The sequence below is a fragment of the Pseudomonas sp. TE3786 genome (assembly GCF_054057335.1).
This window is the reverse complement of record NZ_JBSRZF010000017.1, coordinates 41,690-57,763: the sequence shown is the minus strand read 5'-3', so window position 1 is coordinate 57,763 and position 16,074 is coordinate 41,690. Positions and strand designations below refer to the sequence as shown.

12 protein-coding genes are annotated in these 16,074 nt (G+C 60.4%); all 12 read left to right on the top strand.

Features of this window, described 5'->3' with window-relative positions; genetic code table 11:
* Positions 1-39 precede the first annotated feature (39 nt).
* The 12 genes from ACVW0Y_RS18095 to ACVW0Y_RS18040 all read left to right on the top strand — a co-directional run bounded on the left by ACVW0Y_RS18095 (position 40) and on the right by ACVW0Y_RS18040 (position 16,071).
* Entirely contained in the window at positions 40-1,443 is a 1,404-nt protein-coding gene (locus tag ACVW0Y_RS18095; protein WP_457440115.1) for a hypothetical protein, read from the top strand.
* Complete coding sequence (locus ACVW0Y_RS18090; protein WP_457440113.1) at positions 1,440-2,708, top strand: oligosaccharide flippase family protein; 1,269 nt, start codon at positions 1,440-1,442, stop codon at positions 2,706-2,708. Before ACVW0Y_RS18095 ends, ACVW0Y_RS18090 begins: the two co-directional genes overlap by 4 nt.
* Entirely contained in the window at positions 2,705-3,622 is a 918-nt protein-coding gene (locus tag ACVW0Y_RS18085) for a glycosyltransferase family 2 protein (protein ID WP_457440111.1), read from the top strand. The genes ACVW0Y_RS18090 and ACVW0Y_RS18085 overlap by 4 nt, the downstream gene beginning before the upstream one ends.
* 92 nt (positions 3,623-3,714) lie before the next feature.
* Positions 3,715-4,761: a glycosyltransferase family 4 protein gene (locus tag ACVW0Y_RS18080; RefSeq protein ID WP_457440109.1), complete on the top strand. Its 1,047-nt coding sequence runs from the start codon at positions 3,715-3,717 to the stop codon at positions 4,759-4,761.
* Positions 4,758-5,912, top strand: coding sequence for a glycosyltransferase (locus ACVW0Y_RS18075; protein ID WP_457440108.1), 1,155 nt, complete (start codon positions 4,758-4,760; stop codon positions 5,910-5,912). Before ACVW0Y_RS18080 ends, ACVW0Y_RS18075 begins: the two co-directional genes overlap by 4 nt.
* Positions 5,913-5,932: 20 nt before the next feature.
* Positions 5,933-7,342 carry a mannose-1-phosphate guanylyltransferase/mannose-6-phosphate isomerase gene (locus ACVW0Y_RS18070; protein WP_457440106.1) on the top strand — a complete coding sequence of 470 codons (1,410 nt, stop codon included), beginning with the start codon at positions 5,933-5,935 and terminating at the stop codon, positions 7,340-7,342.
* An 81-nt stretch (positions 7,343-7,423) separates the two neighbouring features.
* Entirely contained in the window at positions 7,424-8,443 is a 1,020-nt protein-coding gene (locus ACVW0Y_RS18065; protein ID WP_457440104.1) for an NAD-dependent epimerase/dehydratase family protein, read from the top strand.
* A gap of 18 nt (positions 8,444-8,461) precedes the next feature.
* Complete coding sequence (gene galE / locus ACVW0Y_RS18060) at positions 8,462-9,484, top strand: UDP-glucose 4-epimerase GalE (protein WP_457440102.1); 1,023 nt, start codon at positions 8,462-8,464, stop codon at positions 9,482-9,484.
* A 114-nt stretch (positions 9,485-9,598) separates the two neighbouring features.
* On the top strand, positions 9,599-10,432 hold the full coding sequence (galU, locus tag ACVW0Y_RS18055) for a UTP--glucose-1-phosphate uridylyltransferase GalU (RefSeq protein WP_108096924.1): 834 nt from the start codon (positions 9,599-9,601) through the stop codon (positions 10,430-10,432).
* Positions 10,433-10,566: 134 nt separating this feature from the next.
* Entirely contained in the window at positions 10,567-12,627 is a 2,061-nt protein-coding gene (locus ACVW0Y_RS18050) for an acyltransferase family protein (protein ID WP_457440100.1), read from the top strand.
* 172 nt (positions 12,628-12,799) lie between these two features.
* Entirely contained in the window at positions 12,800-14,872 is a 2,073-nt protein-coding gene (locus ACVW0Y_RS18045) for an acyltransferase family protein (RefSeq protein ID WP_457440099.1), read from the top strand.
* Entirely contained in the window at positions 14,869-16,071 is a 1,203-nt protein-coding gene (locus ACVW0Y_RS18040) for an acyltransferase family protein (protein WP_457440097.1), read from the top strand. Before ACVW0Y_RS18045 ends, ACVW0Y_RS18040 begins: the two co-directional genes overlap by 4 nt.
* The last annotated feature ends 3 nt before the right edge of the window (positions 16,072-16,074 follow it).

The following is a 16,074-nucleotide window of genomic DNA, read 5'->3' as shown; positions in this document are numbered from 1 at the left end:
TGGGGGCTTGCCCTCTTCGGCCTGTTCGGCAGAGCGCACGTGCTGCTGTACCTGTTTTTCGGCTCGATTCCGTTTGGCGCCTTTGCGGTTATTCCGCCGGAAATCACCGGTGGCCTGACCCTCACCCCCACTCCGATGGTGGTGCTGCTGATCATTCTGCGCAACGTGGCCAGTCCCGGCGGCATGGAGTTCTTTGCTGGCGCGGCGTTTTCCCCCAAGCGCCTGTTCTTGTTGTTTCTGTTCTGGCTGGTGGCGATCTTCGTGACGATTTTCATGCCCCGCCTGTTTATGGACAAAATCACCATCATTCCGGTGCGCCTGGAGCTCTCGACCTTCGGTGAGCCGCTGATGCCCACCTCGCAGAATTTCTCCCAGCTGGCGTACCTGAGCATCTCGGTATTTGCGGTGTTCGCCTTTACCCGCATGCTGCGTTCGGAAGAGATGCGCAAACATGCGCTCAACGCCATGTGCCTGGGCGGCGTGATGGCGGTGCTCACCGGCTTTCTCGACTATATGAGCCAATACGTTGGCATGGACGCCGTGCTGTCACCGTTTCGCACCGCCAGCTACGCGCTGATGACCGAAGTGCAGATCATGGGCGGCAAACGCATCGTCGGCCTGATGCCCGAAGCTTCGGTGTTTGGCGGTCGCTGCATCATGTTCCTGAGCCTGCTGTATTTCTTCCGCCACGCGATCCCGGAGCGCTGGTTGCGCACGCGGGTGGTGCCGGTACTGATCCCGCTGCTGATTCTGTTTATCTGGCTGTCCACCTCCTCTGCCGGTTACGTCGGCCTGCTGGTGTTCTTCCTTGCGGCCATCATCGAATGGGCGATTCGCAAAAGTCAGCGGCGAGCCAACCTGCTCTCCCCCAAGGGCCTGGGCCTGGAGTTCTGGGTGGCCTGGACCGCTCTGGTCGGCGTCGGCCTGGTGGTGCTGTTTGCCCCGGGCCTGCTGGACCCGGTCGTGGAAAAGATCAACGAAATGGTACTGAACAAATCGCAGACCAGTTCCTATGAAGAACGCAGCATGTGGACCGCAGTTGGCTGGCAGGCATTGATCGACAGCTACGGCCTGGGCGTGGGCATCGGTGCCACCCGGGTATCCAACTCGCTGGTGGCGATCCTCAGCAACACCGGCGTGATGGGTGGCGTGCTGTACTTCGCCTTCGCCCTGCAAACCCTGATGCGCAAGCTGCCGGCGCATGCCAGCGGCTTGAACCGGGCGCTGATGACCGGTTGCCGCTACGCCTACATTCCGGCGTTTATCGTCGGCCTGCTGACCAGTACCACCCCGGACTTCGGCAGCTTCAACTCGTTCCTCTATGGCCTGGCGCTGGCGGTGATCATCACCACGCCGAAAAAAGCCCCGCAACCTGAAGCCCCCAAGGTATATCGCGTGATTCAACCGCCCATGCACCACCGCTTCGGTGAACTGCCCCGATGAGCAAAACCACCGGCCAGTCCCGCGCTGATTTTATTTTTGTCTACCTGGCGTACACCCTGCGCTACCTCTATCTGCTGCTGTTGATCCCGTTCTATGGACGGGTGTTGGGGGTGGAAGGCTACGGGGTGGTTCTGGCGGCCATGTCGCTGATGACCATCGCCTGGCGCTTCGTCGAATGGGGCTTTGCCACCGTGGGCATGCGCGACATTGCCACGGCACCGCCCGAGCGTTATGCCGGCCTGTTCGGCCAACAGCTCAGCGCACGCTTGATCCTCAGCGTCATCGCCCTGATTGGCGGTGCCATCGCCATCTGGCTGTCGCCGGTGCTCAAGGCTTATCCGGTAGCCGGCATGGCTGCCGTTACCCTGGGCATCGTCTCGGCGTTCAACCTCGGTTGGTACTTCACCGGCAGCAGCCGACCACGCAGCGCGGTGAAGCTCGAAGTCCTGGGTTTTGCCGTGAGCCTGGCGCTGATCTTCAGCCTGGTGCGCGGCCAGGGCGATACCGATCTGGTGATGCTGTCGTTGCTCTGCTCCGGCGCCATCGCCCTGGCCGCTGCCCATTGGCTGGTACGTCGGGAAATCGCCAAAGCGCGGGTCAGCCTGCGTGATGGGCTGGCCTTGGTGCGCTCCTCCAGCACGGTGTTTTTATACACCGGCACTTCGGCATTGCTGGTCGCCTCGTCGACTTACCTGCTGAGTATCCTGTCCACCCCGGAACAGGTAGGTGCCTTCGGTGCCGCCGAGCGCCTGGTGGCCATCGGCCTCAGCGTGATGGCCCCGGCCGGGCAGATTTTCGTACCGCGGATCACCGCGTTATTTGTCAACGACACCGACGGTGCCCATGCGCTGATCCGCAAGGCCATGGCGCTGCTGGTAGGGATCGGCGTTTGCGGTCTGCTCTGCACCCTGCTGCTGGGCAAGTGGGTGGTGCCGCTGATCTTCGGCCCCGGCTTCGAACAGAGCGTGGGCATTCTGCAATGCATGGCGCTGCTGTTCCCGATCAGCGCCGTGACCCTGGTACTCAGCAGCTACGTGCTGATTCCGCTGCACAAGGAAGGCCTGCTGGCCAAAGTCATTCTGTTCGGTGCCGCACTCAGCCTGCTGTGTGCAGTCCCACTGGGCATCTATTACGGCGGCATGGGTATGGCCATTGCCCGGGTGATAGGGGAACTGGTGGTGTTTGTCAGCCTGATTTTTCTGTGCTGGAAACTGGGCATCCTGGCTCGCATCTTCAACGTTAAACATGATGGGCTCGTCAAATGAAAGCATTCGTCGTCATCGCTACAAAAGGGCGCAGCAAAGAAACCTATCTCTTGCTCGATTACCTTGAACGCCAGACCCTGGCCGCCACCCATGTGGTGATAGTGGGCAGTGAAGAAAAAGACGTCGAAGGCCTGGCCGCGCATCCGTCGGTGGCTGCCGGGCAGACCAGCATCCTGCTGTCGCGCGCCAGCCTGACCATTCAGCGCAACGTCGGCCTCGAAGCCCTGCTGCCGCTGGTGGCCGGCCTGGAGCCCAAGGACTGGTTCGTGACCTTTTACGACGACGATTTCCGCCCCGCCTCCAACTGGCTGGAAAGCGCCGCACAAGCGCTGATCGCGCAATCGAAGGTGGTCGGTATCACCGGCAACGTCCTGGCCGATGGGGTGAACAGCGAGTTCGGCGTCAGTGAAGCCGATGCCGCCCTGTACCTGTCCGGCAACAAGCCGCCCGAAGCCCATTGGTCGAGCAGCCCGACCATCCGCGCTGTGGATGGTCTATACGGCTGCAATATGAGCTACCGCGGCACCATCGCCATCGACATGCGCTTTGACGAAAACCTGCCGATGTATGGCTGGCAGGAAGACTTCGACTACTCCAGCCGCGCCCGCGCCCGTGGCGAGCTGATTCTGCTGCCGACCTGCCGTGGCGTACACCTGGGTTCCAGCTCCGGCCGTACCAGTGGCGTGCGCTTTGGCTACTCGCAGATCTCCAACCCGATCTTCCTGCTGAAGAAAGGCTCGATGAGCTACGGCAAGGCCAGCCTGCTGATGTCGAAAAACATCACCGCCAACGTAGTGAAAACCCTGCTGATGGTGCGCATCAAAGACTTCCCCGGGCGCCTGCGCGGCAACCTGCTGGCGTTCAAGCATCTGCTCTCGGGCAAGCTGGATCCGCTGCACGTAAACAAGATTTGAACGGACCTCGTGAAACTACTGCGCTCGGCCAGGCGGCGTTTCACAAGGCCCGTTTCACCGATGCCAGACCCGGGTATGAAAGGACCTGAAGATTGATCTATATAAATGCCCGTTTTCTCACGCAGTCGATCACCGGTGTACAGCGCTACTCCCTGGAAATCAGCTTGCAGCTGAAGAAGCTGCTGCCCGGGGTGCGCTTCGTCACTCCGCACAATATCGTGCAGCACGAAGCCGCCGCGGCCCTGGGTGCTGAAGTCATTGGCAGTCGCACCGGGCATGCCTGGGAGCAGATCGACCTGCCGCTGTTTCTGAAGAAAAACGGCTCTCCCCTGCTGGTCAATCTGGCCAACACCGCGCCGCTGTTCTACCGCAACAAGATCTCCACCCTGCATGACATTGCCTTCGAGCGTTTCCCGGAAAACTTCTCCTGGAAGTTCCGCCTCGCTTATCAGCTGGCAACGCCGCGCACCATCAAGAGCTCACTGAAGGTGATCACCGTCAGCGAGTTCTCCAAGGGTGAGATCTGCGATATCTACAAGACCCCACCGAGCAAGGTGGTGGTGGTGCCCAACGCGGTGTCCGAGCTGTTTCAGCCGCAGCCGCAGGAAGCGCACGAGCCCTACTTGCTGGCAGTGTCATCGCTCAATCAGCAGAAGAACTTCCACGGCCTGATCGGTGCCTTCAGCCTGCTCAAACAGAACAGCCACAAGCTGTACATCGTCGGTTCGCTGAACAAGAACTTCGCCGATCCGGGGCTGGTGGAAAAAATCGAATCCGATAGCCGGATCAAATTGCTCGGGCGGGTGTCCGACGAGCAGCTGATTGGTTACTACAGCGGCGCGGCGGCCTTTATCTACCCCTCGTTCTACGAAGGGTTCGGTATTCCGCCGCTGGAAGCGCAAGCCTGTGATTGCCCGGCAATCGTCGCCAACGCGGCCAGCTTGCCCGAGGTCTGCGCTGACTCGGCGTTGTACTGCGATCCCCATGACATCACCGACATCGCCGCAAAAATCGAACAGCTCATTTCCAACCCAGCCCTGGCCGAGAGCCTTAAAGAAAAGGGGCGTGCCAATGTCGCGCGCTTCAGCTGGGAAACTTCTGCAAACGGTGTTCTTCAGGTAATACGGGAGTTCCAATGAAAGTTGCAATCATCCATTACTGGTGGCTCAGCAACCGTGGCGGCGAAGCCGTGTGCTCGGCGCTTGTCGAGTTATTCCCGCACGCCGACATTTTTATCCATGTGTGTAACGAGGACGTGGTGCGCAAAGCCTTGCCCAGCACCTTCACCGGCACCATCAACACCACCTTTATTTCGCGCCTGCCCGGGGCGAAGAAGCACTACCAGAAATACCTGCCATTTATGCCCATGGCGCTGGAGCAGTTGGACCTGTCGGCCTACGACCTGATCCTCAGCAGCGAATCCGGCCCGGCCAAAGGCGTGGTCACCCGCCCGGATGCCGTGCATATCTGCTACTGCCACTCGCCCATGCGCTATGTCTGGGACATGTACCACGAGTACCTGTCCGGTGCCGGCCGCCTGATCCGCACCCTCTTCCCGTTCGTCTCGCACTGGCTGCGGGTGTGGGACCGGTTGTCTGCCGACCGCGTCGACCAGTTCATCGCCAACTCGAACTTCGTCGCCCAGCGCATTCGCAAGTTCTACCGCCGTGATGCCGAAGTGATCTACCCGCCGGTGAACACCACCGAGTTCAGCCCCAACGAGGAACGCGGTGACTTCTACCTGTGCCTCGGTCAACTGGTCGCCTACAAGCGGGCCGACCTGGCGGTGGAAGCGTTCAACCAGCTGGGCTTGCCGCTGGTGGTAGTCGGTGAGGGTGAGATTTTCGAGAAGCTCAAAGCCATCGCCAAACCCAATGTGAAGCTGATGGGCCGCCAGCCGTTCCCGGAGATCAAAGACCTCCTGCAACGCTGCCGTGGCCTGGTGTTCCCGGGTATGGAAGACTTCGGCATTGTGCCGGTGGAAGCCATGGCCGCCGGCGCGCCGGTGATTGCCTATGGCAAAGGCGGTGCGCTGGAGACGGTAATTCACGGCAAAACCGGTATCCTGTTCCCGGAACAGACGGTGGAGTCGCTGATCCAGGCGATTCAGCAGGTGGAAAGCGGCGCGGTAACTTTCGATCCCGCCACCCTGCATGCGCATGCGGCCACTTTCGACAAAAGCATTTTCAAGCAACGCATCCAGGCGTTCGTCGACGACGCGTTGCTGGCCTCGGGCCCTGCGGTACAACGAACTACTCTTAACCCTGTGCGTCCAGCCCTGACTGAATGACTGCAACAAGGAGGTCTACCATGCTTCTACCTATCATCATGGCTGGCGGTTCCGGCTCACGCCTGTGGCCGCTGTCGCGCCAACTCAACCCCAAGCAATTTCTGCAACTGGCGGACGCCCAGCTGTCGATGCTGCAGGCCACCATTGCCCGTCTGAAGGGCCTGGATATCGCCCTGCCGCGGCTGATCTGCAACGAGCAGCACCGCTTCCTCGCCGCCGAACAGCTGCGCCAGCTGGATATGGAAAAGTCCAATATCCTGCTCGAACCCGTGGGCCGTAACACTGCCCCGGCTATCGCCCTGGCGGCCCTGCAAGCCGTAGCCGACGGCCAGGACCCGCTGCTGCTGGTACTGGCTGCCGACCACCTGATCAAAGACGTCGAGGCCTTCCACACGGCCGTGCGCACCGCCATGCCGCTGGCCGAAGCCGGCAAGCTGGTGACCTTCGGCATCGTCCCCGATCACCCGGAAACCGGTTACGGCTATATCGAGAAAGGCGCATCGTCCGGCGATGGTGGTTTTGCCGTCACCCAGTTCGTTGAGAAGCCGGACCTGGCCACCGCCACCGACTACCTCAAGAGCGGCGACTTCCTGTGGAACAGCGGCATGTTCCTGTTCCGCGCCAGCCGTTACCTCGAAGAGCTGGAGCGCTTCCAGCCGGCCATTCTCGAGGCCTGCAAAAAATCCTTGGCCGGCGGCCAGCTGGACCTGCACTTCACCCGTGTGGATGCCACTGAATTCGCCCAGTGCCCGGATGACTCCATCGACTACGCAGTAATGGAAAAAACCGCCGACGCCGTGGTCGTGCCGCTGGACGCAGGCTGGAGCGATATCGGTTCCTGGTCGGCGCTGTGGGACGTCAGCGACAAGGACGAACACGGCAACGTGCTCAAGGGCGACGTACTGCACCACGCCAGCAGCAACACCTATGTGCATGCCAGCAGCCGTCTGGTGACCCTGGTGGGCGTCGAGGATCTGGTGATCGTCGAAACCAAGGACGCGATCATGGTGGCGCATAAAAACAACGTGCAGGACGTGAAGAAAATCGTCGAGCAGTTGAAAGACGGTGGCCGCAAAGAGCACATCAACCACCGCGAGGTGTACCGCCCCTGGGGTGTGTATGACTCCATCGACGATGGTCACCGCTATCAGGTCAAACGCATCACCGTGAAGCCGGGCGCCAAGCTCTCGGTACAGATGCACCACCACCGCGCCGAGCACTGGATTGTGGTGAGCGGCACGGCCAAGGTTACCAACGGCGACACCACCTTCCTGGTCACTGAAAACCAGTCGACCTATATCCCCATCGGCCAGGTTCACGCCCTGGAGAACCCCGGTGTAATTCCCTTGGAACTGATCGAAGTGCAATCCGGTCCGTATCTGGGCGAAGACGACATCGTGCGTTTCGAAGACAAATACGGCCGCGCCTGATCCCCCCGGGTTGTCCGTAGCCACGCCGGTGCTGTGCGCCGGCGGTCGGCTCCTCGCACATTGAATTTAAGGATGGAACAGATGAACTGCGCCGTGATTTTTGGTGGCTCGGGTTTTATTGGCGTGTTCTTCGCCAAGCAACTCATTGCCCAAGGTGGTTACGACAAGGTCTACCTGTTCGACAAAGAGCAGGTCACCCAGAAACCCTTCCCCTACCGTGCCCGTCTGGTGCATGAAAGCCAGCAGATCGTGGAAATCAACGGTGATGTGCGCCAGCCCATCAGCTGGCAGCCGGAAGAAACCGTGGCGCTGATCGCCAACTTCGCCGCCGTGCACCGAGAGCCCGGCCATGAAGATTTCGAGTACTACGAAACCAACCTGCTGGGTGCCGAGAACGTCACGGCCTGGGCCGAGCTGGTGGGTTGCAACGAGCTGATTTTCACCAGTTCGATCTCGCCCTACGGGCCGAGCGAAGAGCAGAAAGACGAACGCACCCTGCCGGTACCGGCAACCGCTTACGGCGGCTCGAAACTGGCGGCAGAAAAAATCCACCAGACCTGGCTGGCTGCCGACAAGGCCAAGCGTCATCTGGTGATCGTGCGCCCGGGCGTGGTGTTCGGGCCGGGCGAAGGCGGCAATGTTTCCCGGCTGGTGAAAGCGGTGATCAAGCGTTACTTCTTCTACATGGGCAACCGCACCACGCGCAAAGCCGGCACCTATGTCAAAGAGCTGTGCGCGGCAATGCTCTGGGTACTCGCGCGGCAGAAAGAACAAGGCGGCCATTTCTCCCTGTTCAACATGACCATGAACCCCGGCCCGTCGATTTCCGAGTACGTGGAAACCGTGTGCAGCGTCGCCGCCATCGAACGCAAGGTGCCCGCAGTGCCCTACCCGCTGCTGCTCGGCGTGGCCTACAGCATCGACGCGATTGCCCGTCCGCTGGGCATCAAGCACCCGTTCAGCCCGGTGCGCATTCGCAAGCTGGTGCGCTCGAACAATGTACTGCCACATTTCCTCGTGGAAAACGGCTACCCCTACCAATACAGCCTGGCCACCGCCTTCGCTGACTGGAAAACCAGCTGCCCGGATGAGTGGCGCTAAGTACAGGCGGGATGCCCCATGAGCGAAACCATTCTGGTCACCGGCGGTGCCGGCTATATCGGCTCGCACACCACCCTGGCACTGCTCGAAGCAGGCTATCAGGTGGTGGTGCTGGACAACCTCTGCAACAGCTCGCCGGAGTCGTTGCAGCGGGTGGCAAAAATCTGCGGCAAGCAGGCGGAATTCATCCAGGGCGATATCCGTGATCGGGTGCTGCTCGATGAGCTGTTCGCCTCACGGCCGATCAGCGCAGTGCTGCATTTCGCCGGCCTGAAAGCGGTCGGCGAAAGCGTGGCCAAGCCGCTGGCCTACTACGAAAACAATGTCGCCGGCAGCGTTACCCTGTGCCAGGCCATGGCCCAGGCCGGCGTGTACCGGCTGGTGTTCAGCTCGTCCGCCACCGTGTATGGCGAGCCGACGCAAATGCCGATCCGCGAAGACTTCCCCACCGGCACACCGACCAATCCCTATGGTCGTTCCAAGCTGATGGTGGAGCAGCTGCTGCAGGACCTGGCCCATTCCGAACCGCGCTGGAGCATCGCCCTGCTGCGCTACTTCAATCCGGTGGGTGCCCACAGCAGTGGCCTGATCGGTGAAGACCCGAACGGCATTCCCAACAACCTGCTGCCCTATATCAGTCAGGTGGCCATCGGCAAGCTCAAGCAGCTGTCGGTATTCGGCAACGACTACAGCACCGTCGATGGCACCGGGGTGCGTGATTACATCCATGTCGAGGACCTGGCCGACGGCCACCTCAAAGCCTTGCAGGCCATCGCCGCCAACGGCGGGGTGAAGATCTGGAACCTCGGCACGGGCCAGGGTTACAGCGTGCTGCAAATGATCCACGCCTTCGAACAAGCCAGCGGCCAGCCGGTGCCCTATCAACTGGTGCCACGGCGCCCCGGGGATATCGCCGAATGCTGGGCCGACCCGGCCAAGGCCGCTAGCGAGCTGGGCTGGAAAGCCGAGCGCGATCTGCACGCAATGATGAGCGACACCTGGCGTTGGCAATCGGCCAATCCCCAGGGGTATGGGCAATAACTTCGCCGCACTCGATCCGTAGGAGCGGCTTCAGCCGCGATGCTCTTGCCCTTGCAAAGCACCGCGGCGAGCCGCTCCTACCCGGATTTTGCCATCCGTTTCAGGAGCTTTTTTATGATCCGCAAATGCCTGTTCCCTGCTGCCGGTTACGGCACCCGCTTTCTCCCGGCCACCAAGGCCATGCCCAAGGAAATGCTGCCCATCGTCAACAAGCCGCTGATTCAGTACGGCGTTGAAGAAGCCCGCGATGCCGGGCTGCAACATATGGCCATCGTCACCGGCCGTGGCAAGCGTGCTCTGGAAGACCATTTCGATATCAGCTACGAGCTGGAGCACCAGATTCGCGGCACCGACAAAGAACACTTTCTTAAAGGCACCCGTGAACTGATCGATGGCTGCACCTTCTCCTACACCCGTCAGGTGGCCATGAATGGCCTGGGCCACGCGATCCTCTGCGGCCAACCGCTGATTGGCGATGAAGCCTTTGCCGTGGTGCTGGCCGATGACCTGTGCATCAACCTCGATGGCGACAGCGTGCTGACCCAGATGATCAAGCTGTACAACCAGTTCCGCTGCTCGATCGTGGCGATCATGGAAGTACCGGCGGACCAGACCAGTAAGTACGGGGTGATTTCCGGCGAGCTGATCCGGGACGATCTGTACCGCGTGCACAGCATGGTGGAAAAACCCAAGCCTGAAGACGCGCCGTCGAACCTGGCGATCATTGGCCGCTACATTCTCACTCCGGATATCTTCGGTTTGATCGCCGACACCGAGCCCGGCAAGAACGGCGAAATCCAGATCACCGATGCCCTGCTCAAACAAGCCAAAGCGGGCTGCGTACTGGCGTATAAATTCAAGGGCAAACGCTTCGACTGCGGCAGCGCCGAAGGCTATGTGGAAGCCACCAATTTCTGCTTCGAGGAGTTGTACCTGAAAGGCAAATAGATCACCCTGAAGCACCTTCGGAACACTGAAGAACGAGGCGCAAGGAAGCGCGCACGTACCTGGTACGGCACCTGCTTTCTTGCGTAAAAGTCCATGAGCCACCCCATAGAAGAGTGGCCGGTACGAGACGCTATATGAGCAATGCTAGGAAGGGTTTCCGAACGGACATTAATGGCCTTCGGGCCTGGGCCGTAGTTTCGGTGGTGCTGTACCACTTTGGGGTTGGTGGGTTTTACGGGGGATTTGTCGGCGTCGATATCTTCTTCGTCATCTCAGGTTTCCTGATGACGGGGATCATTGTCTCCTCCCTGGAAAAGCAACAGACCACGCAAAAAGCGTTTTCGATCTTCGATTTCTACCTGTCACGGGCGCGGCGCATCATTCCTGCCCTGGCGGTGTTGTGCGCCGTGCTGTTGGCGCTGGGCTGGAAGTTTTTGCCGGCGACGGAATACCTCATGCTCGGCCGGCATGTCACCAGCTCGCTGTCGTTCGTTTCCAATATGATTTTCTGGCGTGAGGACGGTTATTTCGACGCCGCTTCCCACGACAAGCTGTTGCTGCATACCTGGTCGTTGTCGGTGGAATGGCAGTTCTATCTGCTGCTGCCGCTGGTGCTGCTGGCGGTGTGGAAAATCAGGCCCGGTCGCCCGGCCCAGTATGTGGTGACCTCGCTGGGGCTGGTGCTGTCGCTGGGCTTGTGTCTGTCCCTCACACCGATCAAGACCTCGGCGTCTTTCTACCTGCTGCCAACACGCGCCTGGGAGATGTTTGCCGGTGGCCTGATGTACCTGGTGGCCGGCCAGTTCGCCCTTTCGGCGGTGCGCCAACGGCTGGCGGAGGGCGCAGGTTTTGCCTTGGTGATTGCCTCGGTGGTGCTGTTCGATGCGTACAGCATGTGGCCGGGTTGGCGGGCAATGGTTCCGGTAACGGGCACCATGCTGATCCTGCTCGCCGCCAGACAGGATTCGCTGTGGACCTCTACCCGCGTGACGCAGTGGCTGGGCGACTGTTCGTACTCGCTGTACCTCTGGCACTGGCCGTTGGTGGTCTGCCTGGGCTATCTGCAATTGCAGGATTCCCCAGCCGCCATCGCTGCCGGCTTGGCGTTGACCCTGGTGCTCGGCGGTTTGTCTTACGAGTTCATCGAAAAACCGACGCGCAATGTGCTGACCGGCATGCGCAAACCGATTACCTCGCTGACCCTCGCCACCAGCCTGGTTCTGGTGATTGCACCCAGCGTGACCATTCTGCGCGAGCACGGTATTCCGGGACGTCTGTCAGGCCAGATCGACGCGATCTTTGCCGAAGCCGACAACCAGAATCCGCGCAAAGACGAGTGCCTCACCAACGGTTTTGCGAAAGTGCCTGAGTGCACCTATGGCGGTAAGGATCTGGGCGTCATTGTCCTGGGAGATAGCCACGCCGCAGCAGTGGTCCGCGCCGTCGAACGCTCGTTGCCGGGGCCGCAACTGCATGTGCTGGACTGGACCATGGCCAACTGCCCGACTATCGCCGGGGTGAAATCCACCAACCAGCTGACGTTCAGTTGCGGCGACTACATCCGCAGCAAAGAACAAACCAGCAGCCACGACTCCACACTGGGCAAGGCACCGCTGATCATCATCAACCGCACCTCGCTGTATGTGTTTGGCCCGAATGAACCAGAGCGCGTTCGCCAGCGGGATGTACCTTCGCTGTATTTCAACGAGCCGTACGATTCACGCTCGGCGCAATACCTGAGTGAAATACGTGAGGGCATCATCGCCTCGGCCTGCGAATTCGCCAAAGATCGGCCGGTGTACATGCTGCGACCGATTCCGGAGCTCAAATTCGATGTGCCGAAAACCATGGGCCGGGCGCTGATGCAGGGCAAGACCATCGAGGTATCGGTGTCGATGGACGAATACCGCGAACGGAATGCCTTTGTCTGGGAAACCCAGGACCTGGCGGCTGCTCGCTGCGGCGTGACGATCCTCGATCCGCTGCCCTATCTGTGCCGCGACGGACGCTGCGAAGGAGAAGATACACAGGGCCTACCGGTGTATATCGACGACGATCATCTGAGTGAACGCGGCAGCGATCTGCTGGTGCCGCTGTTCCGGCAGATGTTCAGCCAACATCCAGCTGCGGGCCCGGGTGCAGCCACTTCCGGCACACAGGAACATCTGGCCAAAACAGCCACCAAGGTCTTCTGAGCCACTCTGGCTTGACAGCAAACCTGCGATAAATAACTCGGCCGAATTCTTCGGCCGATGTTCATAGATCTACGCGCAATAACGCGCGCCGAGGTGTCGATCACGACACCAATCCCTATTTACCGTCCAAGCGGCCACCGAACTGAAGAGCGTGGTCTCAACAGGCATAAAAATGACCAGCACCAGCAAGGGCTTCAGAACGGACATAAATGGCCTCAGAGCCTGGGCCGTCGTTTCAGTTGTGCTTTATCACTTTGGGGTTAGCGGCTTTACCGGGGGATTCGTTGGGGTAGACGTGTTCTTCGTGATTTCCGGCTTCCTGATGACCGGCATCATCATTTCCAGTCTGGAGAAGCAAAGCGCCGGCCACCAAGGGTTTTCGGTTTTCGATTTCTACCTGTCGCGTGCGCGGCGCATCATTCCAGCCCTGCTGGTGTTGTGCGCGGTGCTGCTGATGGCGGGCTGGCACTTTCTGCCGGCCACCGAGTACCGCATGCTCGGCCGCCATGCGCTGAGTGCGCTGTCGTTTATCTCCAACATGGTGTTCTGGAGCGAGGATGGTTACTTCGATGTGGCCTCCCACGACAAGCTGTTGCTGCACACCTGGTCGTTGTCGGTGGAGTGGCAGTTCTACCTGATTCTGCCGCTGGTGCTGCTGGCGGTATGGAAGATCAGACCGGGGCGCCCCACGCAGGCCCTGGCAGTAGGTCTGGGCCTGCTGCTGTCGTTGGCACTGTGTCTGTTCTTCACCCCGATCAAGACCTCGGCAGCCTTTTACCTGTTGCCCACCCGCGCCTGGGAAATGCTCGCCGGCGGCCTGCTGTATCTGACGGCCAACCAGTTTCGCCTGAGCGCCTTGTGGCAACGGCTGGTCGAGACCCTGGGCTTTGCCCTGCTGATCGCCTCGATTCTGCTGTTCGATGCCAGCAGCCTGTGGCCGGGCTGGCGCGCCCTGATCCCGGTGAGCGGCACCCTGCTGGTATTGCTGGCTGCACGCCAGGGCTCGCTGTGGACCGGCGGCCGGGTAACCCAGTGGCTAGGCGACTGCTCGTATTCGCTGTACCTGTGGCATTGGCCGCTGGTGGTCAGCCTGGTGTATATCCAGCGCCAGCAGTCACCTGTGGCAATCGCCATAGCGCTGCTGCTGACCCTGCTGCTCGGGGCGTTGTCGTTCCGCTTTATCGAAACCCCGGCGCGCAAAGGCCTCACCCGCCTGCCCAAAGCTCACACCACCCTGGCGATTGCCGCCAGTCTGTTAGTGGTAATGGTGCCAAGCCTGGTGATTCTGGTGCAGCACGGGGTACCGGGGCGTCTGCCAGGGCAGATCGATGCGGTGTTTGCCGAGGCGGAAAACCAAAATCCGCGCAAGGCCGAATGCCTGGCCAATGAGTTTTCCAAGGTGCCGGAATGCACCTATGGCGGTGACCAGTTGGGTGCCATCGTGGTCGGTGACAGCCACGCCGCTGCGCTGATTCGCGCCGTCGAACGGTCGCTGCCCGGCCCTCAGCAATATGTGCTGGATTGGACCATGAGCAACTGCCCGACCATTGCCAAGGTCAAGGCTTCCGATCAGCTCACCTACCGCTGCGGCGACTTCGTGGAGAGCCAGGCCGAGCGCAGTATCGATGACCCCAAGCTGGGCAAGGTGCCGCTGATCATCATCAACCGCACGTCGCTCTATGTGCTGGGCCCCAACGAGCCGGAACGTGGTGCCGAAATGGCCCTGCCCTATCTGTACTTCGACAAGCCGTTTGCTTCGCGCACCCCGGAATACCTCAGGGAAATGCGTGAAGGCATCATCGCCTCGGCCTGCGAGTTCGCCAGAAATCGGCCGGTGTATATGCTGCGGCCGATTCCCGAGTTGAAGCTGGACGTGCCGAAGACCATGGGCCGCGCCCTGATGCAGGGCAAACGCATCGAGGTGTCGATTTCCATGGCGGAGTACCAGGCGCGCAACGCCTTTGTCTGGGAAACCCAGGACCTGGCCGCCGCGCGCTGCGGGGTGAAGGTTCTCGATCCCCTGCCCTACCTGTGCCGGGATGGCCGCTGCGAAGGGGATGTGCAGGGCCAGCCGGTGTATATCGACGACGATCATCTCAGTGAACGCGGCGGCGATTTGTTAGTCCCAATGTTCCGTCAGGTTTTCAATCAGTTACCGCCTGCCTACCCGAGCGCCCTGCCCCTGCAAACAGGGGACGAAGTGGCCCATCTACCTCCGAGCGAACAATCCGCGAGCCCGCCATGACAGCGTCGATCCCCAACCGTTTCTACTCCCTGGACCTTATCCGAGGTCTGGCGGCGCTTGCCGTGGTGTTCTGGCATTGGCAGCACTTCTTCTATGCCGGCAGTACCTTTATGCCCTATGACATGCAGGCGCAGCCGTTCTACTCGGTGTTCTTCCTGCTGTACCACACCGGCTGGCTGGCGGTGGACTTCTTCTTCTCACTGTCGGGGTTCATTTTCTTCTGGCTGTACGCCGAGCAGATTGCCGAGCGGCGGGTCAGCGCCTGGCAGTTCTTTGCCCTGCGCTTCTCGCGGCTCTACCCGCTGCATTTCGCCACCTTCATATTCGTGCTGATCGCGCAGAAATGGGTGATGGCCAGCACTGGCGACTACTTCGTGGTGCCGTTCAACGATGCCTACCATGCCGTGCTCAACCTGTTTATGGCGTCCAGCTGGGGTCTGGAACAGGGGCCGTCGTTCAATGGCCCGGTGTGGTCGGTGTCGGTGGAAGTGCTGATGTATGTGCTGTTCTTTGTGGTCTGTCTGCTGTTCCGTCTGCGCCTGCAGGCGGTGCTGCTGATGATCGCGGTCGGCCTGGCGGTGCTGGCGGTATCGCCGATTCTCGGCCGCGGGATCTTTTCCTTCTTTCTCGGTGGCGCGATCTTCCGTTTCTACCGCTACCTGTGCCACCAGGGCCTGCTCAGCAAAGCCCTGCCCATAATCCTCGGGCTGACCGGCGCGCTCTGGCTGGCAACGCTGCTGGAAGTGAAAACCGGTTGGTTATGGAGCCATGTCCAGGTGCTGCTGGAAACGCTGCTGCCGAGTCGCCTGCACGGCCTTATCCCCCAGGCCATCCATGCTGCCACCCGTTTTATTCCGGTGGCCCTGCTCTTCCCCTTGACCATCCTCAGCCTGGCGCTAACGGAGACCTGGCGTGGCCACTTGGGCCGGCGTTTCGCCATGGTCGGCAACCTCACCTACTCCTCCTATCTGTTGCACTTCCCCTTGCAATTAGTGGTATTTGAAGTAAGCCGCTATATGGGTATCGCCAATAGTTTCTTCTACAATCCGCTGTCGATGATTATGTTCTTTGCTCTGCTCATTCCTCTTTGCCTGCTCAGCTACCACTATTTCGAAACCCCTGCACAAAAGCATGTACGCGCTTTCATGCTGAATTCCACAAACAAACAAAAAACCGTAGCTGGAACTCAAAACGGCTGAACT